This is a genomic window from Vogesella oryzae, from assembly GCF_902829295.1.
Classification (GTDB): domain Bacteria; phylum Pseudomonadota; class Gammaproteobacteria; order Burkholderiales; family Chromobacteriaceae; genus Vogesella; species Vogesella oryzae.
In genome coordinates this window covers 21,857-44,717 of sequence record NZ_CADEPL010000022.1, presented here as the reverse complement: position 1 = coordinate 44,717, position 22,861 = coordinate 21,857, and the positions used below count along the sequence as shown (strand labels likewise).

Here is a 22,861-nt window from a genome sequence, read left to right as displayed (position 1 = left end):
ACTTGCCGTGCAACCTGCAAGCAAAACGCCCCGTCTGGCGGGGCGTTTTGCTTACGACGTGGCTTCCAGCCGTCTGCGGGTCTGCAGGATGGCCGGCGCCCACTGCTCGCCCGGCCGTTTCTTGCGCGTGGCCAGGGTCAGGCCGGACGGTGCGAAGATATTGATGTTGTGAGTGTTCGGCGTGGTGATCAGGTACTGCGCCTCGGTGGCCTTGAGGAAGCCGGCCACGCGGTCAATGTTGAAGATGTCCAGGTGCGCGAACGGTTCGTCGATGAACACGAAGCCGGACGGGTTGGCCTCGTCCATCATCAGCCCGATCAGCAGGATCAGCGACTTCATCACTTGCTGGCCCCCGGACGCCTCGCCGTCGTTCATGCCCATCATGCCCTTCTGGTCGAAATTGAACTTCAGCACCAGCCCGGCCTGCGCCAGCACGGTATCGTCGTTGGACAGCTGCGGCAGCTCCACTTCCACGCCGATGCCGGCCAGCTCGCCCAGCCGTTTCACGTTGGCCGCATAGGCGCGCACGGTGGCGCGCAGCTTGCCGATGTAGGCGTCGCGCGCGTCGTGGGTAAGTGCCGCGGCGCGTTCCACCTCGGCCTGGCGGCGCTGACAGTCGCGCGTCAGGCTGGCCAGGTCTTCCTGCAGCTTGTCCTTCAGCTGCAGCACGGAGTCGTCGGTTTCCCAGTCGCCGCTGGCCAGTTTTTCTTCCAGGTAGTGGATCTCGTGACGTACGTCGGCGGCGGATTCGAACTCGTCGGCCAGCTGCGCCACGTAAGCCTCGTCCTGCGCGGCAGCCGGCAGGTGGGCGCGGCACTCGCGCAGCTCGGCGAGACCGCGGCGCAGGCTGCGGCGCGCCTGCTCCACTTCACTGCGGGCGGCGGCCAGCTTGTTCAGGCTGTCCTGCTCGCGCTGGCAGACGCGGTCGTGCGCCAGGCGGGCATCGCTGTAGCGCTGCTCGGCGGCGTCGCGCTCGGCCTGGGCTGCGGCCAACCTTTCGCCAGCCTCGGCCACTGCCTGTTTCAGCGATTCGGCCTGCGCCGCCAGCGCGGCGAATTCCTCGGCGCGGCTATCCAGCAGGCGGATGGCGTCCATGCCCGACAGGTAGTCGGCCAGTTGCGCCGCCTCGCGGCTGGCAGTCACCAGTTGCTCCTCGTCGCGCAGCACGCGCACGTTCAGCGCCTTCAGCTCGTCGCGCAGGCCCAGTAGCCGCGCCTGGCGCGCTGCTTCGCCAAAGGCGTAGTCGTAGGCCGGCACGCCGATGTGGCGCGCGCCGCGGCGCTCGCGGAAGTAGCCCTCCGGCGTGATCCAGTCGCCATCCTGCTGCGCGCCCTCTTTCACGTCCGCCACGCGGCTGACGCGGTTGAGCTGCGAGTGCAGCCACTCCGGCGCGTTGGCCGCAAAGCGCACCACTTCCAGCAGGCTGCCGCTGCGCGCCCGCGGCGCGGCGGCGGTGTCCGGCACCACGAAGTGGCGGTAGCGCAGTTTCTCGCCCAGCTGCCAGGCGGCACGGCGGTCGGACGGATCGCTTAGCAGCACCACCTGACGGTAGGGCTTGAGCAGCGCTTCCACCGCCCCCTGCCAGCGGCTGTCGGTCACTTCCACGATGTCGGCCAGCATGGTGTGGCCGATGCCGGCATCGTCCAGCTCGGCACGGAAGGCGCGCACGTCTTCCGGTGCACGCTGCTTGCCGCCTTCCAGCGCGGCCAGCTCGCCCATCAGCCCGTCGCGCTGCAGCTTGTGCGCCTTCAGCCCGTCCTTGAGCTGGTCGATGTTGTCGCGCAATGCGGCCAACTTGTGCGACAGCGCCATGGCATCTTCGCCGTATTCGCGGCTGGACAGCGCCTGCAGGCGGTCGCGCTCCTTGAGCTGGCTGGCCACGTCGCGCTCGGCGTCGCGCGCCTGCATGAAGGCGGTCTGCGCCTCGACGCGCACTGTCTCGGCGGCATCGCGCGCCGCTTGCGCGGCAGCCTCGGCGTCGCGCAGCGTGGCGACCAGCGCCACAGTGTCGCGGCGCTGACGCAGCATGTCGTGGAAGCCGTGCTGCACCCGGCGGTAGTCCTGCCAGCCCTTGCCGAGGCTGACACGGCCATCCAGCAGCCCCAGCACCGGCAGCGCCTCGTCGCGCAGCCGGGCGGCGCGCTTCTGGATGCCGACCCATTCCAGATAACGGCCGGCGCGGCTCTTCATCGCCTCGACGCGGGTGTCCAGCGCCTCCTGCTGCCGCACCAGTGCCGCCAGCTCGCCCTCGGCGGCTTTCTGCTCGTCGCGGGCGCGCTGGTAGTTGGCCAGCACGTCCTTGTCGCCGAAGACCTGGAACACCAGATCCAGCAGCTGGCGCGGGCTGTATTCGGTGAGCTTGTCGGTATCGCCCTGCTCCAGCGCCAGCACTTCGCCCACCGCCGGGGTCAGGCCGGCGGCCTCCAGCCGGCGCTTGTATTCGTTTACCCCCAGCCACTGCAGCGCCTCATCCGCCAAGGCCACGTCCAGCGCCACGTCGCCTTCGGCGATGGCGTAGTGGCGCACCCAGTCGCCACCCTGCTTCTTGATGCGGCACAGCAGGGTGACCTGCGCGCTGGTGAGCGGGAAGAACGGCGTCGGATACAGCCCGGACAGGCGGCGCGGGTTGTCCACCACGCCGCGCAGGTAGGCGAACGGCTCGCGGTTGTTGCGCACGTAGCGCTTGTAGTCGCGTTTGCCGGAGCACTTGATCGCCAGCAGGGTGCGCAGCGCATCCAGCAGCGTGGTCTTGCCGGAACCGTTGGGGCCGATGATGGTGACGATCTGCGCGTCCAGCGGCACGGACAGGCGCTGCCAGAAGTCCCAGTGCACCATTTCGATTGCTTGCATCTGGAACATCAGGCGTCCTCTCCGGTGTGTTGCTCGGTTTGTGCTTCTACTTGCTCGCCAGTTTCGGCTGCGGCCAACGTGGCCTCGTCCAGCACCTGCGCCAGCTGGCTGCGGCGGCCCAGCACCTCGGACAGCGCGCCTTCGATGATGCGCGGCGCCAGTTGGCTATAGTCGATCATCAGATCCAGCATCGGGCCTTCCACCAGCCAGCGGTTGCGCCGCTGCAGGAAGCCCAGGTTCACCAGTCGGCCCAGGTTGGCGTTGAAACGGGTACGCCCGCCCAGCTGCTTGCCGAAGTCGGCGTACAGCGCGTCTTCCGAGATACCGACCGAGACGCTGTCGCCGGTCGGCAGCGGTTTCTGCTCGCCGAACATGTCGCTCTGGTTCTCGCGCCCGGCCTCCACCCGCGCCAGTTGCCGCTCGCGCTTGGGCAGGATGATCAGCGCCCACACGATCACCAGCAGTGCCACGCCATCGCGCGGCAGGCCGAGGTTGTTGTTGAGCCAGGCTTCGCCGCTGCCGAAAACCGGCTCGGTCATCGCCGGCAGCAGGGCCACGGCGATGTGCTCGGCGTAGGGGTTCTCCAAAAGCTGCAGGCCGACGGCGGCCAACTGCAAATCGAGATCGCGGCGGAAATTTTCATCCAGCAGCGCGCGGCGCGCCAGTGGGTCGCTGCGCGGCAGTACGCGGTGCGCCAAGAGGCGCGCGGTAAGGGTGGCTACGGCTTGGTCCATTATCCGGCCTTGTTGGCCAGAAGCCGCGCATCCGACAGGGTGGCGACTTCTGGGTGATCGAGATGAAGAATGTCGTCGCCGCCCGCCAGCTGGTAGGGCAGCCGTGCCAGCGCGGCAACCACGCTGGCGTCGTTGCTGGTTTCCGGGTCGCCCAGCAGCGACAGCAGCGACAGGCGGTAGGCGGTTTCGTTGTAGCTGTCGGCCAATACGGCATTCGCGATAGGGAAACCGTCGTTGTCCGGCCCCAGCTGCAGGCCGAGTTCGAGCAGGCTGTCGTACAGCGTTTCCGCTTCCAGCAGGCGCTCCATTTCCGGCGCCTCGGCGTCTTCGGCACTGGCGGCCTGCGGCAGGGTGCTGTCCTCGGCACGGGCACGCTCGCGGCCCAGCAGTTCGAACTCGGCGACATCGCCCAGCTCCGGCGTCGACAGGAACGCCGGCTCCACGCCCAGCGCCAGCGGGCCATTGGCAAGGCCGGCCAGCCAGGCGCTGCCCTGATGGCGCAGGAAATCGGCGATGTCGGTGGAGGTGAGGCCGGAGTTGCCCAGATGCACGCGCTGTGCGGCCAACTGTGCCAGCCGGCGCTCGAAGGTGCCGGCCAGCGCCAGCATGCGGCTTTGCGCCAGCGCGATGGCCTGCGCCTGGGTCAGCGTCAGCAGCGTCAGGCGCTCGTCCTGGGTCAGGCCGCGCACCACGTCGGTGGATTTCTGCACCCAGCGCCACACCGACTCCAGCCGGTGCTGTGCGGCACGGATGCGGAACTCCGACTGCGATTCCAGCGCGTCGGCGAACTCGTCGTGCAGTTCGGTCAGGCGCGCCAGCAGGTGCTGCATCGCCTCTTCCGACACCTGCCCCACCGCCTGGCCGGCGGCCACCTGGCTGGTGAGGTAACCCAGCTCGACGTCGTCGCCGGCGAAATCCAGCAGCGTGGCCAGTGCCGACAGCGCCACGCGCGCGCCTTCGGAGAGCGCGTAGCGGCCGCTGTCGCTGTCGTAGACCAGCAGATCGCCCTCGCGCAGGCGGCCGAGAATGGTATTCAGCTTGGTATCGTTGAGGTAGGCGAAGCGCTGCGCGATTTCCTGCGGCGTCCAGTACGGCACGTCGGCACGGCTGCCCAGCTCGCGCAGCACCAGCAGGCGCATCAGCACCTCTTCTTCGCCACCGCGGAACAGGGTGACGAACACCTCCAGGTACGGCCACGCCGCCGTCAGCTTGTTCAGCTGCGGCAGGGTGTCCGGCGCAATGTCGGGACGAAAGAAATCGGCAAGGGAGTTCAAAAGCAAACAATCCGGTCTGCAAAGACCGGATTGTCTGGTTTGCACGGCAGGCTCGTCAATGACACTGCCTGCTGTGACAGGTTGGCCGCAAGTGCCTGCGGCCAACGGTGCGCGGCTTATTCCGCGTCTGGCGTCACGCTGTCGCTGCTGGCCACCGGCTGGATCACCGCGGCGGCAGCCTTGGCCAGCTTGAGTGCGCGCTCGGCTTCTTCCGCTTCCTGGCGCGCCTTGCGGGCGGCTTCACGCAGCACCTTGATGTATTCGTTCATGGCGAATACCAGGTCGCGGGTGCCTTCGCCGGTCAGGCCGGAGATCACGAAGTAGCGCGGCGCATTCATGTCGAAACCGAAGCGGTCGTCCGGCTTGGCCTGCGGCCATTCGTAGGCGTCGAGGAAGGCTTTTACCTTCTCTTCGCGCTCCGACTCGTCCAGCATGTCGACCTTGTTCAGCACCAGCCAGCGCGGCTTGTTGTGCAGCTCTTCGTCGTACTTTTTCAGTTCTTCGACGATGGCACGCGCTTCCTGTACCGGGTCGGTATCCGGGTCGAACGGCGCCAGATCCACCAGGTGCAGCAGGATGCCGGTACGCTGCAGGTGCTTGAGGAAGCGGTGGCCGAGGCCGGCGCCTTCCGCCGCACCTTCGATCAGGCCGGGAATATCGGCGATCACGAAGCTGGAGGTGTCATCCATGCGCACCACGCCCAGGTTCGGGTGCAGGGTGGTAAACGGATAGTCGGCCACTTTCGGTTTGGCGGCGGATACCGCGCGGATGAAGGTGGATTTGCCGGCGTTCGGCATGCCCAGCAGGCCCACGTCGGCCAGTACTTTCAGTTCCAGGCGCAGATTGCGGATTTCGCCTTCCTCGCCACGGGTGAACTGGCGCGGCGCGCGGTTCACCGAGCTCTTGAAGTGGATGTTGCCCATGCCGCCACGGCCGCCCTTGGCCAGAATCACTTCCTGACCGTTGAAGGTCAGGTCGGCCAGCACTTCATCGCTGTCGATGTCGATGATCTGGGTACCTACCGGCATGCGCAGGTAGATGTCGTCCGAACCCTTGCCGTAGCAATCGGCGCCACGGCCGTTTTCGCCGTTGCCGCCGAGGTACTTCTTCACGAAGCGGTATTCCACCAGGGTGTTGATGTTTTCGTCGGCAATGGCGATCACGCTGCCGCCACGGCCACCGTCGCCACCATCCGGACCGCCGCGCGGCACGAATTTTTCACGGCGGAAGCTGGCGCAACCGTTGCCGCCCTTGCCGCCACGCACTTCAATGCGGGCTTCGTCGATGAATTTCATTGGGTACTACCTCCAAACTTGCCGAGGAGTCAGGCGCAAACGGCCGCCATCCGGCCACTGCTGCAACGTTGGCCGCAGCCGCTTGCGCCTCACGCCTCGCGTGATGACTCATTGCGGAAACAATTGTGCGAAACAAAAAAGCCCTATCGCAGGATAGGGCTTTCTGTCGTCGACGCGAGATTACTCAGCGTCTACACCGGTGTACGGTACAACGGTAACGGTCTTGCGGTTGAAGGCGCCTTTAACAGCGAATTCAACGTAGCCGTCTACCTTGGCGAACAGGGTGTGGTCTTTGCCCATACCGACGTTCTCACCAGCGTGGAACTTGGTGCCGCGCTGACGAACGATGATGGAACCTGCCGGGATCAGCTCGCCGCCGTAGGCTTTCACGCCCAGGCGTTTGGCTTCGGAATCACGGCCGTTGCGGGAGCTACCGCCTGCTTTCTTGTGTGCCATGTCTGTTTATCCTTACTTGGAAATCGCGTCGATACGGATTTCGGTGTAGTTCTGACGGTGACCTTGATGCTTCTGGTAGTGCTTACGGCGACGCATCTTGAAGATACGTACCTTTTCGCCACGACCGTGGGAAACAACGGTAGCCTGCACTTTTGCGCCGGATACCAGCGGGGCACCTACGGAAACCTGATCACCGTCCACAACCATCAGCACTTCTTCCAGTACGATTTGGCTGTCGATGTCTGCAGGTATCTGTTCTACTTTGAGTTTTTCGCCAACGGCAACTTTGTACTGTTTGCCGCCAGTTTTTACGACCGCATACATTCGTATAGCTCCTAAATGTTCTTTCCTTGGCGCCAGGTGCGCAAGGAACACGCGACTATACGCAAGTCTCTGAATGTCGTCAACTTTTTGCCGGAATCCGCTCCGTGTTTTCGGCCGGGCGTGGCAACAAGGCAGGCAACTCTGCTAATATCGCGCGGTTTTCCAGCCCAACCCATTCAAGAATCCGGCCGCGATGTCCAACACTCCGCTGTTCCGCTCCCTGGTTGCCGACGACATGAACGCTGTCGACCAGGCCATCCGCACCCGTCTGCATTCCGATGTTGTCCTGATCCGCCAGGTAGCCGAGTACATCATCAGCGCCGGCGGCAAGCGCCTGCGTCCGATGCTGACCCTGCTGGCCGGCCGCGTGCTGGGATACGACGGTCCGCATCTGCACAGTCTGGCGGCAATGATCGAATGCATCCATACCGCCACCTTGCTGCACGATGACGTGGTGGATGAGTCCGACATGCGCCGTGGCCGCGAAACCGCCAACGCCATGTTCGGCAATGCGGCCAGCGTGCTGGTGGGCGACTTCCTGTACACCCGCGCCTTCCAGATGATGGTGGAAAGCGGCAGCCTGCGCATCCTGCAGGTGATGGCCGACGCCACCAACATCATCGCCGAGGGCGAAGTGCTGCAGTTGCTGAACATCGGCAACGTCGATGTCAGCGAAGAACAATATCTGCAGGTGATCCAGTACAAGACCGCCAAGCTGTTCGAAGCGGCCACCCGTGTCGGCGCCATCATCGCAGCCGCCACGCCGGAGCAGGAACAGGCGCTGTCCGACTACGGCATGCATCTGGGTACCGCCTTCCAGATCATCGACGACGTCCTGGACTACAGCGGCGATGCCACCACCATCGGCAAGAGCCTGGGTGACGATCTGGCCGAAGGCAAACCGACGCTGCCACTGATCTACACCATGCGCCAGGGCCCGGCAGACGCCGCCGCCGTGGTACGCGAAGCGCTGGAAGCCGCCACCCGCGAGCGTTTCAGCGAAGTGCTGGCTGCAGTACAATCCTGCGGCGCGCTGGACTACGCCCGCCGCGAAGCAGAGAAAGCCGCCGCCGCTGCCATCGCCGCGCTGGCACCGTTACCGGAAGGCGACTACAAGCGCGCGCTGGCGGAAATCGCCGAACTGTCGGTAGCCCGCGACGCCTGACCTCACACCGACGTCTCCATAGTTAAATGGATATAACAAGCCCCTCCTAAGGGCTAGTTGCAGGTTCGATTCCTGCTGGGGACGCCACCCGACAAACCCGCCCGCCTGTTGGCCGCGCGGGTTTTTTGTTGCCGGCTGCGGCCAACTACACTGCAGTATCCGCCCGCAGGAGGCTGCAGCATGAAACCCCGTTACCGCCAGGAACACGACTCTTTCGGCGACATCGCTGTGCCCGCCAGCGCGCTGTGGGGCGCGCAAACCCAGCGCTCGCTGCAGCACTTCGCCATTTCCAGCGAGCGCATGCCGCCGGAGCTGATGCTGGCGCTGGCGCGCATCAAGCGCAGTGCGGCGCAGGTGAATGCCGGACTGGGGCTGCTGGATCAATCGCTGGCCGGCGCCATCGTGCAGGCGGCCGAGCAGGTGCTGGCCGGGCAGCATGCCGCAGCCTTTCCGCTGTCGGTGTGGCAGACCGGCTCCGGCACGCAGAGCAATATGAACATGAACGAGGTGCTGGCCAATCTGGCGTCGGAACTGCTCGGCGGCCAGCGCGGCAGCGGCCGGCTGGTACACCCCAACGACCACGTCAACCTCGGCCAGTCGTCCAACGACATCTTTCCCACCGCCATGCACGTGGCCGCCGCCAGCGCCATCCACGGCCAGCTGCTGCCGGCACTGCAGCAGCTGCACACCACGCTGGCTGCCAAGGCGACGGAGTTCGCTGGCGTGGTAAAAATCGGCCGCACCCATTTGCAGGACGCCACCCCGCTGACGCTGGGGCAGGAAATTTCCGGCTGGGTAGCACAGCTGGCGCATGCCGAGGCCGCCATCCGCGCCAACTTGCCGGCGCTGTACCAGCTGGCAGTGGGCGGCACTGCGGTCGGCACCGGCTTGAATACCCATCCGCAGTTTGGCGCCCGGGTGGCGGCACAGTTGGCCGCAGACAGCGGCCTGCCGTTCCGCGTCGCCGACAACCTGTTTGCCGCACTGGCGGCACACGATGCGCTGGTAGCCGCGCATGGCGCACTGAAAACGCTGGCGGTGGCGCTGATGAAAATCGCCAACGATGTGCGCTGGCTGGCCTCCGGCCCGCGCTGCGGACTGGGCGAGTTGCAGCTGCCGGAAAACGAGCCCGGCAGCTCCATCATGCCGGGCAAGGTCAACCCCACCCAGTGCGAGGCGCTGACCATGTTGTGCTGCCAGGTGATGGGCAATGATGTCGCCATCGGCATCGGCGGCAGCGCCGGCAATTTCGAGCTGAACGTGTTCAAGCCGCTGATTGCGCACAACTTCCTGCAAAGCGTGCGCCTGCTGGCCGATGGCATGCGCAGCTTTGAAGCGCATTGTGCCCGCGGCATGGCGGCCAACCTTGCGCGCATCGGCGAGCTGCTGGGCAACTCGCTGATGCTGGTCACCGCGCTGAGCCCGCATATCGGCTACGACCGTGCGGCCGCCATCGCCAAGCATGCCCACCAGCACGGGCTGAGCCTGCGCGCAGCAGCGCTGGCGCTGGGCGAAGTCAGCGGCGAGGATTTCGATGCCTGGGTGCAGCCGGACAGCATGATCTGACGGCCAACGGCGGCCAACGTGCAGCCATGCGCGCCGAAGATTGCTAGAATGCGGGCCTTCGCTTGCTGTTGTCCGCAACCCTGCTGCCCGCATCCGCTGCCGGCAGCGCTTACCCGTGAATCACCATGAACCTGCTGCAACGTCTGTCCCTTCTCGCCATTCTCGGCATCGTGCTGGCCAGCGCGGTGAACCATTTCCTGATCAAGCCGCAGGCAGCCACTCCGGCCGCCGGACAAAGCGCCAGCCAGGCCCAGTAATGCGCATGGCTGCCCAGGGCTGCCTGCCGACGACATTTGCCGTCTGGCCGCAGCACCCGCTGTACCGCAGCCTGGCGCCGTGGCGCGCAGCAGCGCAGTTTGCCGACTGGCCCCGCCAGGCCGAGTACGACGCGCTGCTGGCGCAGGCGCGCGCTAGCGGCCAACCCTTGCCGCCGGCGCTGCGTTTTGCCTGCGATCTGGAGCCGACGCAGTATTACGAGATGCACATCGGCAGCAGCGGCGAGATTCCCACCCGCACCCAGAACTGGCATGACTGGTTCGGTGCGCTGGCGTGGCTGTCATGGCCGCAGAGCAAGCTGGCGCTGAATGCCCGCCACGTGCGCGCCATCGAACGCGGCGAAGTTGGCCGCGGCCCGTTCCGCGACGCGGCGACGCTGCTGGATGAATGCGGGGTGATTGTGCCGGTGTGCGACGACGCGTTGGCTAACGCGCTGCAAGAAATGGACTGGCAGGCGCTGTTCGTGCAGCACGCCGCCGCCTGGGGCACGCGCATCGACAGCCACGTGCTGGGGCATGCGCTGTTCGAGCAGGGCCTGGCAATGCACATCGGCTGGTGCGGCAAGGCGCTGCTGCTGCCGGTGGCTGCAGACTTTTTTGCGCTGGACTACTGGCAGCGCCAGCAGGCGCTGGATGCGCGACTGGCCGCCTTGCTGGCCGATGATGACTGGCTGCAGCGGCCACGCGAGCTGCTGCCGTTACCGCTACTGGGCATCCCCGGCTGGTGGCAGCCGCAGGATGCCGCCTTCTACGCCAATACGGCTTACTTCCGCCCGACGCGGCGCGCGAACTCCGCCACGCTGAACTGAGCCAGATCGCTCATGGTCGGTTGCAGCAGCTTCTCCACCCCGGCGGCGATGTCATCGTCGCCTTCGCCGCATTCCGGACGGTAGACAAACAGCCGGAACAGATCGGCCAGCAGGATGTTTTCGGCGCGCTTGAGCAGTACCCAGCTATCGCCGGCGCCCTTCTGCACGTAACCGGACTGCGCCAGCTTGTCCAGCACGCTGCCCAGCTCGTCGTAGCCCACTTTCACCTCGCGGCGCAGGTCTTCCGGCCGCAGCGCCAGTCCTTCGTCCTGGGCGCTATCCAGCATCACCAGTGCCTCCACCGCATCCAGGAAACGGCGGCGCGCTTCGTTGCGGCGCTTCCAGGCCGCGCCCTCCCAGTACGAAAACGAGGCGGTCAGCACCGCGCCCATCAGCACCACCAGCCACAGGCAGAACAGCCACAGCAGCAGGATCGGCAGACTGGCAAACGCACCGTACACCAGCTGGTAGTTGGCGATTTCGCCGATATAGAAGCCGAACACCAGCTTGGTGGCCTCCAGCAGGATGGCGGTCACCAGCCCGCCCAGCATGGCGTGCTTCAGCGGCACATAGCGGTTGGGCAGGATGCGGAACAGCAGCGCCAGCACCAGCATGGTCAGCCCGATGCTGCCCAGCGCCTGCAGGCTGTCATCCAGTAGCGGCGAGATACGCTCGATATGGGTGGTTTTGAACAGCAGGCGCCAGGCCAGCAGGCCGCCGCCCAGCACCAGCGGCCCCAGTGTCAGCACCGTCCAGTACACCATGCTCTGCTGCAGCCACGGCCGCGCACGGCGCACGCCCCAGATGCTGTTGAAGGTGCGCTCCACCGTCGACATCAGCATCAGCGAGGTCACCCCCAGCATCACGATACCGGCGGCGGTGAGCTTTTCGGCATTGTCGGCAAACTGGCGCATGTAGACGGTGATTACCTTGCCGGCGAACTCTGGCACCAATGTCGACAACAGCATCACCTTGAAGCGGGTGCTGTAGTCGGAAAACACCGGAAACGCCGACATCACCGTCAGCGCGATGGTCAGCAGCGGCACCAGCGCCAGCAGGGTGGTAAAAGTCAGGCTGCCCGCCACCTGCAGCACGCGCTGCTGCGCCAGGCGCTGACGGATGAAATCGGCAAAGCCGAACACGGTAGTGAGGGACAAGGACACGGTAATGGCAAGCCGTTAAAATGCGGGTCGCCAATGTTAACCGATAGGACAGTCCATGCAGGATATTCTGGTGCTTTATTACAGCCAGCACGGCGCCACCCGCGAGCTGGCGCGACTGATCGCCCGCGGCATCGACAGCGTGCCCGGCTGCCGCGCCCGCCTGCGTACCGTTCCCAAGGTCTCCACCGTGTGCGAGGCCACCGCGCCGGCGGTGCCGGACAGCGGCGCGCCGTATGTAGAAAAACAGGATCTGGCCGACTGCATCGGCCTGGCGCTGGGCAGCCCGACCCGCTTCGGCAATATGGCGGCGGCGATGAAGTACTTTCTGGATGGCACCGCACCGGAATGGATGCAGGGCACGCTGGCCGGCAAGCCGGCCTGCGTATTCACCAGCAGCAGCACCCAGCACGGTGGCCAGGAATCGACACTGTTATCGATGATGATTCCGCTGCTGCATCACGGCATGCTGCTGATGGGCCTTCCGTTCACCGAGCAGGCGCTGAGCCACACCACCAGCGGCGGCACCCCGTACGGCCCCAGCCATGTGGCCGGCAGCCAGCACGCACCGCTGAGCGAGGACGAAAAGAAACTGGCCATCGCCCAGGGCAAGCGTCTGGCCGAGGCGGCGAAAAGGTTGGCCGCAGGCAACTGAGCCTGCCCGATGAACAACGCCCCGCACTGCGGGGCGTTTTATCTGCGCCAAACAGGCGTCAGTCGTCCAGCGCCACCGCGCCCTTGGGCACATCCAGCGCCTGCACCCGGCTTTTCAGCCGTGCCAGCATGATCAGCCCCGGCAGCGCGGCGCAGGTGGAAAACAGGAAGAATGCCGGCCAGCCGATGCTTTCGGTCAGCACGCCGGACAGCGGCCCCACCCACACGCGGCCAACGGCGGCAAACGCCGACAGCAGCGCGAACTGGGTGGCGGTGAATTTCTGGTTGCACAGCGCCATCAGGAAGGCGACGAAAGCCGCGGTGCCCATGCCGCTGGACAGGTTTTCCACCGCCACCGCGAACAGCAGCAGGTAATCCACCTGCGTGCTGTCCTTCAGCGCCACGATCAGCCAATCGAACGCCGGCAGCTCGAAACCGCCCCACGCGCCTTTGCCGGATACCGCCACCAGCCAGAAGCCAAGGTTGGACAGCAACTGCAGCACGCCGAAGCCCATCAGCGCGCGGTACAGCCCCAGCCGCAGCATCAGCGCGCCGCCAGCCAGTGCGCCGACGATGGTCAGCCAGATACCGATCACCTTGTTCACCACCCCGATCTCGGCCTGGGCAAAGCCCATGCCCTTGAGCAGGAAGGTGGTGGTCAGCGCGCCGGCAAAGGCATCACCCAGTTTGTAGAGAATGATCAGCGCCAGAAACGCCCCGGCCGCCTCCATGCTGAAATAGTTGCCCAGCGAGCGATTCAGCGTTTCGAATCTGGCCTTGCGCGCCGCCCACCACGCCAGCGGCACGGTAAACGCCATGCCCAGCAGCAGCGACAGCAGATCCACCCATTTCTTCTTGTTCGGATTGTCGACCAGAGCGGCAACCGGCGTCGGCCCGGCCGCCTTGACGACCACCGCCACGGCGGGTGCAAGGTTGGCCGCCGCATTGCCCGGCAGTGGCGCCGGCGCTTTGGCCGCCACCTCGCTGGCCACCACTGGCGGGAACATCGGCGTCAGCATGCGATCGGCCAGCGGCGCCAGCACATGGCTGGTGAACTGGTAGCCGATCACCACCGCCAGCAGCAGCGCGGCAAAGCCTTTCAGGGCGTTGCGGGCATCGCTGTTGGGTGCCACGTTGTCTTTCGGCACCGCCGGCAACAGCAGCAGCGAGGCCGCTGCCGCCACCAGCATGATGATCGCCATCACCCGGTACACGCTGTTCCAGCTCCAGCCGCTGCCGCTGAGCGGGTCGGCCCACACCATCGCCACCCCGCCGGACAGCACCATCGCCAGCCGGTAGCCGAACACCCCCAGCGACGACGCCAGCCCGCGCTCTTCCGGCGTCACCACGTCGGTACGGTAGGCATCGATCACCACGTCCTGTGACGCGGACAGGAAGGACAGCAGCACCGCCAGCAAGGCAAAACCCTGCACATCGCTGGCCGGCGACAGCGCCGACATCGCCAGCAGCGTGGCGGCCAACCCCAGCTGGGTGAGCACCAGCCAGCCGCGGCGGCGGCCGAGCCATGGCGGCTCGAAGCGGTCCATCAGCGGCGCCCACAGGAACTTGAAGGTATACGGCAGCCCCACCAGGCTCAGGAAGCCGATGGTGGCGATGTCGATGCCGTCCACCGTCAGCCACGCCTGCATCGCGGTGCCGGACAGCGCCAGCGGCAGGCCGCTGGCAAAACCCAGCACCCAGATCATCAGCATGCGCCAGGCGCCCAGCTGTCGGATATCGCGCATCAAGCGCCCCCTTGTTTGGCAAATGCACGGGGCGCCGCAGCGCCCCGGTTATGGTTATGGTTGGCCGCACGCGGCCGTGACATCACGGCCGGCGGGCCGTTGCCGCCTAGCCGCGGGTGACGCGGTAGAACGCCAGACTGCCGCGCAGATTGGGCAGGAAGTTCACTTGCCGGCCACCGGTCATCACCACCCGCTCCAGCACGCGGATGTGGTTCTTGGCGCACAGCGCGTCAAAGTCGCCGAGCATACACCAGTGGATGTTGGGGGTGTTGTACCACTGGTACGGCATGTCGTCGGACACCGGCATGCGCCCGAGCATGATTTGCCAGCGGTTTTGCCAGTAGCCGAAGTTGGGGAAGGTGACGATGGCTTCGCGGCCAACCCGCAGCATCTCCAGCAGGATTTCCTCGGTGTGGCGCATCGCCTGGATGGTCTGCGACAGCACCACGTGGTCGAAGCGCTGGTCCTCGAACTCGGCCAGGCCCGCCTCCAGGTCGCCCTGGATGGCGTTGACGCCGGCCTTGACGCAGCCGACCACGTTGTTCACGTCGAAGTCCACGCCGTAGCAATTGGCCTGCTTGTGCTGCTGCAGCCAGGCCAGCAGCTCGCCTTCGCCGCAGCCCAGATCGAGCACGCGGCTGCCGGCCGGAATCCAGTCGGCAATCAGTTGCAGGTCGGGTCGGAGGGAATCGAGATAGCTCATGCGTTGACCTCCTCTGCCACGCGGTTCAGGTAGGCACGCATCAGATCGACATACGGCCCGTCAGTCATCAGGAAGGCATCGTGGCCATGTACCGATTCGATTTCGCCGTAGCTGACGCGCTTGCCGGCGGCGATCAGTGCCTTCACCGTCTCGCGCGAGCGCTCCGGCGAGAAACGCCAGTCGCTGGTAAAGCTGGCCACCAGGAAGCTGGCGCTGGCTTTCTTCAGCGCCGCCACCAGATCGCCATCGCTATCCTTGGCCGGATCGAAGTAGTCCAGCGCCTTGGTCATCAGCAGGTAGGTATTGGCATCGAAGTAATCGGAAAACTTGTCGCCCTGATAGCGCAGGTAGCTTTCGATCTCGAACTCCACGTCGTAGCCGAACTTGTACTCGCCCGAGCGCAGCATGCGGCCGAATTTCTCGCCCATGCCGTCATCCGACAGGTAGGTGATATGGCCGAGCATGCGCGCCAGGCGCAGGCCGCGCCGCGGCACGGTGCCGGCGGCGTAATAGTCGCCCCCGCAGAAATCCGGGTCGGTGAGGATGGCCTGCCGCGCCACGTCGTTGAAGGCGATGTTCTGCGCCGACAGCTTGGGTGCCGAGGCGATCACCAGCGCGTGGGCGATGCGTTCCGGGTAGGCGATGCTCCACTGCAGCGCCTGCATGCCACCTAGGCTGCCGCCGATCACCGCCGCCCAGCGGCTGATGCCCAGCCGGTCAGCCAGCCGTGCCTGCGAGGTCACCCAGTCCGGCACCGTCATCACCGGGAAGCGCGAGCCCCACGGCTGGCCGCTGGCCGGATCGATGCTGGACGGGCCGGTACTGCCGTGGCAGCCACCCAGGTTGTTGACGCCGACCACGAAGAAACGGTCGGTATCGATGGGCTTGCCGGGGCCGATCATGTTGTCCCACCAGCCGGTGGTCTTGTCATCCTCGCTATAGCGGCCGGCGACATGATGGTGGCCGGACAGCGCGTGGCAGATCAGGATGGCGTTGCTGCGCTCGGCATTCAGTTGGCCATAGGTTTCGAACACCAGCTCGTACTGCGGCAGCGTGACGCCGCAGGCCAGATCGAGCGGTGTCTCGAACAGCGCGCGCTGCGCACTGACGATTCCGACGGAAGATGCGTTATTGGGCATGCGTTTCTCTTTGCAAGTCGGCGGCGGGCGGGGGTGCTGGTCTTTGCGACTCTGCCCCGTCCGCATCAAGGCTTCTCCATGGCAAGCCGCAATTATATCGGTATCGCGCGCTTGCGCCCCTGCCCTGCCGCTACCGATAATCGCCGCTCCCTGTTGCCGGACTGCATGATGATCGGACGCCTGTTCCGCCTGTTCCTGCTGCTGTGCGTGATCTACCTGGCGATCCGCTGGCTGCTGAACCACCGCCAGCGCCAGGCGGTACACGAGTTTGTGCGCGCGCTGGCCATCGCGCTGATCGTCAGCTCGCTGCTGATGCTGGGGCTGTTCCTGTTCGGCATCCGCCTGTAAGTACGAATTATTTTTCGCGTCTAGTGTCAGAATCAGGTTACCCCGCCGACTCACCGGCATCACCTGCCAGGAGATGCGCCATGCTGATTCGTTCCCCCGATGACATTCTGCCGTCGGACATCACCCCGAAAGATGTCTACCTCAATCGCCGCCAGTTCATGATCGGCAGTGCCGGCCTGTTGCTACCGGCCACCGCACTGGCAGCGCTACCGGCGCGCAAAAGCCCGTTTTCCACCACCGAGCCGGCCAACAGCCGCAGCGAGATCACCGGTTACAACAACTACTACGAGTTCGGCACCGGCAAGGACGATCCGGCGCTGTACGCCGCGCGGCTGAAGACGCGGCCGTGGCATATCGTGGTGGATGGCGAGGTGGAAAAGCCGCGCAGCTTCGGCATCGAGGAGCTGCTGAAATACCCGCAGGAAGAGCGCATCTACCGGCTGCGCTGCGTGGAAGGCTGGAGCATGGTGATTCCGTGGATCGGCTTTCCGCTCTCGAGCCTGCTGGCGCAGGTGCGGCCAACCTCGAAGGCGAAATACGTGGCATTCGAAACCGCGTTGCGGCCGGGCGAGATGCCGGGTGTGGCGCGACGGGTGCTGAACTGGCCGTACCGCGAAGGGCTGCGCATCGACGAGGCGATGCATCCGCTCGCCATCCTGGCGGTGGGGCTGTACGGCGATGTGCTGCCCAACCAGAACGGCGCGCCGATCCGGCTGGTGGTGCCGTGGAAATACGGCTTCAAGAGCATCAAGGCCATCACCCATATCCGGCTGGTGGAAACCCAGCCGCCGACCAGCTGGAGCCAGGCCGCACCGGACGAATACGGTTTCTACTCCAATGTGAATCCGGCGGTGGACCACCCGCGCTGGAGCCAGGCCACCGAGCGGCGCATCGGCGAATTCCTGAAGCGCAAGACGCTGCCGTTCAACGGCTACGGCGCGCAGGTGGCGCAGCTGTACCGCGGCATGGATCTGGTGAAGAACTTCTGACGGAGATGGTGATGCTTACCCTTGCGGCCAACCTTGCCCGCCCGTCGCCACGCCAGTTCTCCTGGCTCAAGGGCACGGTGTTCCTGCTGTGCCTGCTACCGCTGGCGACCATTGCCTGGACGGTGAGCAGCGGCACGGCGGTGAACCCAATCGAATACCTGACCCGCGCGCTGGGAGTGTGGACGCTGCGCTTGTTGCTGCTGACCCTGGCCGTGTCGCCGCTGCGCTGGCTGGGCGCACCCGGCTGGCTGCTGCGCCTGCGGCGCATGCTGGGGCTGTACACCTTCTTCTACGGCACGCTGCACCTGCTGAGCTATCTGTGGCTGGATAAATTCTTCGACTGGCCGGCCATCGGCCACGACCTGCTGAAGCGGCCGTTCATCACCGTCGGCATGCTGGCGATGCTGCAGATGCTGCCGCTGGCGCTCACCTCCACTGATGGCTGGATGCGGCGGCTGAAGCGCAACTGGGGCCGGCTGCACCGGCTGATCTACCCGCTGGCGATTTGCGCCGTGCTGCACTACTGGTGGCTGGTGAAACGCGACATCAGCCAGCCGGCGCTGTACGCCGCCATCCTGGCACTGCTGCTGGCCTGGCGACTGTGGCAACGTTGGCCGCGCCGCGTACAATAACGCCCGGTTCTGATTTGCAACGGATAACACGATGGCCAAGGACAAGGCACCGGTCACCCAGGCAGTACGCGTGCTGCGCGAGCACAAGGTGGATTACAGCGAACACCTGTACAAGTACGAGGAACGCGGCGGCACCGCCGTCTCCGCCCGCGAACTGGGCGTGGATGAGCATTGCGTGGTGAAGACGCTGATCATGGAAGACGAGAACCGCAAGCCGCTGATCGTGCTGATGCATGGCGATTGCGAAGTGGGCACCGGCATGCTGGCCAAGCAGATCGGCGCCAAGAAGATCAGCCCGTGCGAGCCGAAGACTGCCGACCGCCACAGCGGCTACCAGGTCGGCGGCACCAGCCCGTTCGGCACCAAGACCGCAATGCCGGTGTATATGGAAGCCGGCATCGCCGAACTGCCGCGCATCTACATCAACGGCGGCAAGCGCGGCTTTCTGGTCGGCATCCATCCGGCCGACGTGCAGCGCATCCTGCAGCCGGTGCTGGTCAACGCCCGCGCCTGACCCGCCTTACTGCTGCAGTTCGCTGGCGAGGAAGCGGCGGTCCATGCGCCGGCGATAGCGCATGCGCAGCACGAAGCCCAGCAGCAGCGAGAACAGCATCCAGCTGGCCAGATGCAGCACGCTGCCCCACACCAGCGGCGCGATCACCCCGGCCAGCAGCGTGGACATCATGGTCTGCACGAAACCCTGCACCGAGGACACCGTGCCGCGCAGATGCGGAAACTGGTCCATCAGCACGATGGTGATCGACGGTGCCGCCAGCGACATGCCGATGGTGTACAAGCCCAGCGGCAGTACTGCCCACGGTACCGTCGGCGTCAGCAACAAGGCCTGCAGCAGGTTGGCCGCTGCCGCAACAAACATCACCGCGTAGCCCAGGTTCACCTGCTCGCGCGCCGAATAGCGGCCGGCCAGCCGGCCGGAAATGAACGCCCCCAGCATGATGCCGCCCACCGCCGGGCCGAACAGCCACAGGAAGTCGTTGTGCCCCAGGCCTAGGTGCTGCATCAGGAACACCGGCGCCGCCGGAATGTAGACGAAGAAGCCGGCGAAGTTGAACGAGACCGCCAGCGCCAGCAGCTGGAAATCATGCTTTTTCGCCACCTCCAGATAGTTGGCCGCAAGGCGCCCCAGGTGCAGCGACGAGCGCTGGGCCGGGCCGTGGGTTTCCGGCAGACTGCGCCAGCTCACCACGAACAGCACCACCCCCACCAGCGCCATGAACAGGAAGATCGAGCGCCAGCCGAAGGCGCCGAACAGCCAGCCGCCGATCACCGGCGCCACCGCCGGTGCCAGCGAAAACAGCATGGTGACTTGCGACATCATGCGCTGCGCATCGTGGCCGGTGAAACGGTCGCGGATGATCGCCCGACCCACCACCAGCCCGGCGCCACCGCAAAGCCCCTGCAACGCGCGGAACACCAGCAGCACCCCCAGATTGGGCGACAGCATGCAACCGACGGATGCCAGCGCAAACAGCAACGTGGTCACCAGCACCACCGGGCGGCGGCCCACCGCATCGGAAATGGCGCCGTGCCACAGCATCATCAGGCCATAGCAGAACAGGTACACCGACAACGCCTGCTGCATCTGCACCGGCGAGGCATCCAGCGCATGGCCGATATCGCTCATTGCCGGCAGGAAGGTGTCGATGGAGAACGGACCCAGGGTCGCCAGGGCGGCCAGCAGCAGGGCAAGGGCGCCCTGCCGTTTGTTGGCGTTGTCAGCCATGTGGAATGTTGCTTTCTCAAAAGGTTGGCCGCGCACTACACTGTGCGGTTTTAAAATAGCCGTTTTGTACATTAGGCGTTATCGACAAGCTTTGTCGACTGCCCGTAATGACGGGATCGCTGCCGGAAAGGTCTACTCATGCTGCGCTACTACCATAACCCCCGCTGCTCCAAATCGCGCGAAGGCCTGCAACTGCTGCAGGAGCGTGGCGCCGAGCTGCAGGTGATCGAATACCTGAAAACCCCGCCCTCGGCCGACGAGCTGCGCCGGATTCTGGCGCTGCTGGGTATCTCTGCCCGCGCCTTGCTGCGCAGCAAGGAAGAGGAATTCCAGACGCTGGGGCTGGCCGATGCCGCGCTGGACGACGAGGCACTGATTGCCGCCATGGTCGCCCACCCGCGGCTGATCGAGCGCCCGATCGCGGTCGGCGAACATGCTGCCGCCATTGGCCGCCCGCCGGAAAACCTGCTGGCACTGCTGTAAGGCGCAGTCGCCACAGGAAAAAACGGCCCGGTTTCCCGGGCCGTTTTCATTGCTAGAACAGCTGTTCCTTCACGTTTTCCACCGCATCCTGCGGCGGCGTGGCCGGCGTGTCGGCCGCGGCATCGGACGACTGCGTGCTCTGACCGCCACTACCCGGCACGGTGCCGCGGTTGTTGATGCGCAGCTCCGGGTTGGTGCTCTGGAATTCCTGCAGGAAATACTCGTCATTGCCGCGCAAGCCGGCGCCTGGCTGCACCACCACGCCAGGCGGCGGCGGCAACTCGATATCCGGCACGCCTTTCAGCGCGTTGCTCATGTAGTTGATCCAGATCGGCAACGCCGCAGTACCGCCATAGCCGTAACGGCCCAGACTGCGCGGCTGGTCGAAGCCGACCCAGGTCACCGCCACCAGCGACGGGTTGAAACCGGCAAACCAGGCATCGCGGAAGTCGTTGGTGGTACCGGTCTTGCCGGCAATGTCGCTGCGTCCCAGCGCCGTGGCGCGGTTGGCCGTACCGTAGCGCACCACATCTTTCAGCATATTGCCGATGATGAAGGCATTACGTGGATCAATGGCCTGCGGGGCATTCTGCCCGGCGACCACCGGCACGGTCCGCGCCAGCAGGTGGCCAGTGGAATCCTCGATGCGGTCGATATAGTAGCCACGGGTACGATAGCCGCCGTTGGCGATAACCGAGTAGGCCTCGGCCATCTGCATCGGCGAGGCCTGGCCGGCACCCAGCGCCATGGTCAGATACGCCGGGATGTTCTTCGGATCAAAGCCGAAGCGCTGCGCATACTGTTGTGCGAACTCCGGACCGATGGACATCATGATGCGGATCGACACCAGGTTCTTAGACAACGCCAGCGCCCGACGCATGCTGATCATGCCGGCATACTTGCCGTCATCGTTCTTCGGATCCCAGCTCTGGCCACCAATGGTTTGCGGGTCGATGGTAATCGGCGCGTCATTGATGAGGGTGGCCGGCGTAAAGCCGCGGTCCAGTGCCGCCGAGTAGATAAACGGCTTGAAGGTGGAGCCGGGCTGGCGCATGGCCTGGGTCACATGGTTGAAGCTGCGGCGATTGAAATCAAAACCGCCAACCAGCGCCTTGATGGCACCATTGTGCGGATCCATCGCCACGAAAGCGCCTTCCACTTCCGGCATCTGGGTAATCAGCCAGTTGCCCTTGGCATCCTGGGTTACCCGGATCTGGGCACCGGGACGCAGGCGTTGCGCCGGGGTGGCGCGCTCCGACAAGGCAAAGCGGACAAAGCTGAGACCACTGCCGGTGACATCCACCCGCTTGCCGCCACGCAGATACAGCTTCACCCGCGAAGGGTTGGCCGCCAGAACGATGGCAGGCTGCAGATTGCCGCTGTCGCGGATCGCAGACAGCGTCTCGTCCAGCGTTTCTTCCAATTCGTCCTGCGCAATATTGGACAGATCGACAAAGGATTCCGGACCACGGTAGGACAGGTGGCGGTCGTAATCCATCAAGCCGGCACGCAGCGAATCGAAAGCCCACTGCTGATGGTGGCTGTCGAGCGTGGTGTAGACCTTGTAGCCCTCGGTATAGGCCGCCTCCTTGTAACGGCCATACATTGCCTGACGCACCATTTCGGCAACATATTGCGCCGGCAGGCTACTATCCTGCGTCTGCCGTGCCAGCACCAGTTTTTCGGCCTTGGCCGCCTCGTACTGATCCGCAGTAATGAAACGCAGCTCGTACATGCGCCGTAAAACATACAGTTGCCGCAGTCGGGCGCGATCCGGATTGACGATAGGGTTGTAGCTGGAGGGCGCCTTGGGCAAGCCAGCCAGCATCGCCATTTCGGCAATACTCAGTGTATTCAGCGGCTTACCGTAATAAGCCTGTGCCGCCGCAGCAAAACCATAAGCCCGCTGCCCCAAGTAAATCTGATTGATATACAGCTCGAGAATCTGGTCTTTCGATAAAGTGTGCTCGATTTTGAAAGCCAGCAGCGCCTCATTGAATTTACGGGTAAAGGTACGCTCACTCGATAAAAAGAAGTTCTTGGCCACCTGCATGGTGATGGTGCTTGCACCCGAGTGTGTACGCCCTGTTACTATATTTCCAACAGCAGCGCGCAATACCCCCAGATAGTCGATACCGCCATGCTGGTAAAAGCGTTCATCCTCCGCCGCCAGCAATGCCTGCTTCATGTATTGCGGCACATCCTGGATGCGGGTAAAAGAGCGTCGCTCTTCGCCAAATTCGCCAATCAATACATTATCTGCGGTGTAAACACGCAGCGGCATTTTGGGACGGTAGTCGGTAAGGATATCCAGGCTGGGCAGGCGGGGATAAGTCACGATGACCGCGATGGCTATCAAGCCGGCCAGCAGTACGCCGGCGCCGGCGATGAAGCCTGCGACCAAGATCACAACACGCTTGAGCATGATGTTCTAGCCTATAAATGGGATGGCGCATTATACCTGTAAGGTAATGCAGCACGATGATTTGCAACGAGCGCAAGCAACAGGCGCCGCG

Annotated in this window: 22 protein-coding genes and 1 tRNA gene; 11 read left to right on the top strand and 12 right to left on the bottom strand. The window is 64.8% G+C overall.

The annotated features are described in order from the left end of the window. Positions 1 to 51 precede the first annotated feature (51 nt). The 6 genes from HU218_RS09985 to rplU form a co-directional block, all read right to left on the bottom strand. A complete protein-coding gene (locus HU218_RS09985) occupies positions 52 to 2,859 on the bottom strand; it encodes an AAA family ATPase (protein ID WP_174874797.1) in 2,808 nt (935 codons plus the stop codon). Continuing rightward, positions 2,859 to 3,584: a hypothetical protein gene (locus HU218_RS09980; RefSeq protein WP_174874796.1), complete on the bottom strand. Its 726-nt coding sequence runs from the start codon at positions 3,582 to 3,584 to the stop codon at positions 2,859 to 2,861. Before HU218_RS09980 ends, HU218_RS09985 begins: the two co-directional genes overlap by 1 nt. Then, entirely contained in the window at positions 3,584 to 4,858 is a 1,275-nt protein-coding gene (locus HU218_RS09975; RefSeq protein ID WP_246210977.1) for a hypothetical protein, read from the bottom strand. Before HU218_RS09975 ends, HU218_RS09980 begins: the two co-directional genes overlap by 1 nt. A 116-nt stretch (positions 4,859 to 4,974) precedes the next feature. Continuing rightward, on the bottom strand, positions 4,975 to 6,153 hold the full coding sequence (gene obgE / locus HU218_RS09970) for a GTPase ObgE (protein ID WP_174874795.1): 1,179 nt from the start codon (positions 6,151 to 6,153) through the stop codon (positions 4,975 to 4,977). Positions 6,154 to 6,333: 180 nt separating this feature from the next. Further along, positions 6,334 to 6,609 (bottom strand): 50S ribosomal protein L27, encoded by a 276-nt coding sequence (rpmA, locus tag HU218_RS09965; RefSeq protein WP_174874794.1) that lies wholly within the window; start codon positions 6,607 to 6,609, stop codon positions 6,334 to 6,336. Between the two features lie 12 nt (positions 6,610 to 6,621). Next, positions 6,622 to 6,933, bottom strand: coding sequence for a 50S ribosomal protein L21 (gene rplU / locus HU218_RS09960; protein ID WP_174874793.1), 312 nt, complete (start codon positions 6,931 to 6,933; stop codon positions 6,622 to 6,624). A gap of 193 nt (positions 6,934 to 7,126) precedes the next feature. On the opposite strand from rplU, the gene ispB reads away from it, so the two are divergent. The 5 genes from ispB to HU218_RS09940 all read left to right on the top strand — a co-directional run bounded on the left by ispB (position 7,127) and on the right by HU218_RS09940 (position 10,748). Next, positions 7,127 to 8,098: an octaprenyl diphosphate synthase gene (gene ispB, locus HU218_RS09955; RefSeq protein WP_174874792.1), complete on the top strand. Its 972-nt coding sequence runs from the start codon at positions 7,127 to 7,129 to the stop codon at positions 8,096 to 8,098. Between the two features lie 12 nt (positions 8,099 to 8,110). Continuing rightward, a tRNA-Arg gene (locus HU218_RS09950) sits at positions 8,111 to 8,185 on the top strand. Between the two features lie 93 nt (positions 8,186 to 8,278). Further along, entirely contained in the window at positions 8,279 to 9,664 is a 1,386-nt protein-coding gene (fumC, locus tag HU218_RS09945) for a class II fumarate hydratase (RefSeq protein ID WP_174874791.1), read from the top strand. A 125-nt stretch (positions 9,665 to 9,789) separates the two neighbouring features. After that, positions 9,790 to 9,921 (top strand): hypothetical protein, encoded by a 132-nt coding sequence (locus HU218_RS17045; protein ID WP_281357149.1) that lies wholly within the window; start codon positions 9,790 to 9,792, stop codon positions 9,919 to 9,921. Positions 9,922 to 9,926: 5 nt separating this feature from the next. Continuing rightward, complete coding sequence (locus HU218_RS09940; RefSeq protein ID WP_217450784.1) at positions 9,927 to 10,748, top strand: DUF3025 domain-containing protein; 822 nt, start codon at positions 9,927 to 9,929, stop codon at positions 10,746 to 10,748. Here HU218_RS09940 and HU218_RS09935 read toward each other — a convergent pair. Further along, on the bottom strand, positions 10,703 to 11,911 hold the full coding sequence (locus tag HU218_RS09935) for a YihY family inner membrane protein (RefSeq protein ID WP_246210975.1): 1,209 nt from the start codon (positions 11,909 to 11,911) through the stop codon (positions 10,703 to 10,705). The two genes, HU218_RS09940 and HU218_RS09935, sit on opposite strands and share 46 nt — an antisense overlap. A gap of 55 nt (positions 11,912 to 11,966) precedes the next feature. On the opposite strand from HU218_RS09935, the gene wrbA reads away from it, so the two are divergent. After that, entirely contained in the window at positions 11,967 to 12,563 is a 597-nt protein-coding gene (wrbA, locus tag HU218_RS09930; protein ID WP_174874789.1) for an NAD(P)H:quinone oxidoreductase, read from the top strand. Positions 12,564 to 12,621: 58 nt separating this feature from the next. On the opposite strand, the gene HU218_RS09925 is transcribed toward wrbA, so the two are convergent. The 3 genes from HU218_RS09925 to metX form a co-directional block, all read right to left on the bottom strand. Further along, positions 12,622 to 14,307 carry an AmpG family muropeptide MFS transporter gene (locus HU218_RS09925; protein WP_174874788.1) on the bottom strand — a complete coding sequence of 562 codons (1,686 nt, stop codon included), beginning with the start codon at positions 14,305 to 14,307 and terminating at the stop codon, positions 12,622 to 12,624. A gap of 106 nt (positions 14,308 to 14,413) precedes the next feature. After that, positions 14,414 to 15,010, bottom strand: coding sequence for a methionine biosynthesis protein MetW (gene metW / locus HU218_RS09920; RefSeq protein WP_174874787.1), 597 nt, complete (start codon positions 15,008 to 15,010; stop codon positions 14,414 to 14,416). Next, positions 15,007 to 16,149, bottom strand: a complete 1,143-nt coding sequence (metX, locus tag HU218_RS09915) for a homoserine O-succinyltransferase MetX (protein WP_174874786.1) — start codon at positions 16,147 to 16,149, stop codon at positions 15,007 to 15,009. Before metX ends, metW begins: the two co-directional genes overlap by 4 nt. A 78-nt stretch (positions 16,150 to 16,227) precedes the next feature. Here metX and HU218_RS09910 point away from each other — a divergent pair, with 78 nt between their 5' ends. The 4 genes from HU218_RS09910 (at position 16,228) to ybaK (ending at position 18,632) form a co-directional block, all read left to right on the top strand. After that, the gene (locus tag HU218_RS09910; RefSeq protein WP_246210961.1) at positions 16,228 to 16,497 is read left to right on the top strand and encodes a protein MIGRI; all 270 of its coding nucleotides are present in this window, start codon (positions 16,228 to 16,230) and stop codon (positions 16,495 to 16,497) included. Positions 16,498 to 16,577: 80 nt separating this feature from the next. Further along, entirely contained in the window at positions 16,578 to 17,486 is a 909-nt protein-coding gene (msrP, locus tag HU218_RS09905; RefSeq protein WP_174874785.1) for a protein-methionine-sulfoxide reductase catalytic subunit MsrP, read from the top strand. Positions 17,487 to 17,497: 11 nt separating this feature from the next. Beyond that, complete coding sequence (locus tag HU218_RS09900; RefSeq protein ID WP_174874784.1) at positions 17,498 to 18,118, top strand: protein-methionine-sulfoxide reductase heme-binding subunit MsrQ; 621 nt, start codon at positions 17,498 to 17,500, stop codon at positions 18,116 to 18,118. A gap of 31 nt (positions 18,119 to 18,149) precedes the next feature. Next, entirely contained in the window at positions 18,150 to 18,632 is a 483-nt protein-coding gene (ybaK, locus tag HU218_RS09895) for a Cys-tRNA(Pro) deacylase (RefSeq protein WP_174874783.1), read from the top strand. Positions 18,633 to 18,638: 6 nt separating this feature from the next. Here the strand turns inward: ybaK and HU218_RS09890 are convergent, their stop codons facing one another. Continuing rightward, positions 18,639 to 19,862, bottom strand: a complete 1,224-nt coding sequence (locus tag HU218_RS09890; RefSeq protein ID WP_174874782.1) for a multidrug effflux MFS transporter — start codon at positions 19,860 to 19,862, stop codon at positions 18,639 to 18,641. Positions 19,863 to 20,000: 138 nt separating this feature from the next. On the opposite strand from HU218_RS09890, the gene arsC reads away from it, so the two are divergent. Further along, complete coding sequence (gene arsC, locus HU218_RS09885; protein WP_174874781.1) at positions 20,001 to 20,345, top strand: arsenate reductase (glutaredoxin); 345 nt, start codon at positions 20,001 to 20,003, stop codon at positions 20,343 to 20,345. A gap of 52 nt (positions 20,346 to 20,397) precedes the next feature. Here arsC and HU218_RS09880 read toward each other — a convergent pair whose 3' ends face one another. Beyond that, a complete protein-coding gene (locus HU218_RS09880) occupies positions 20,398 to 22,770 on the bottom strand; it encodes a penicillin-binding protein 1A (RefSeq protein ID WP_174874780.1) in 2,373 nt (790 codons plus the stop codon). Positions 22,771 to 22,861 lie beyond the last annotated feature (91 nt).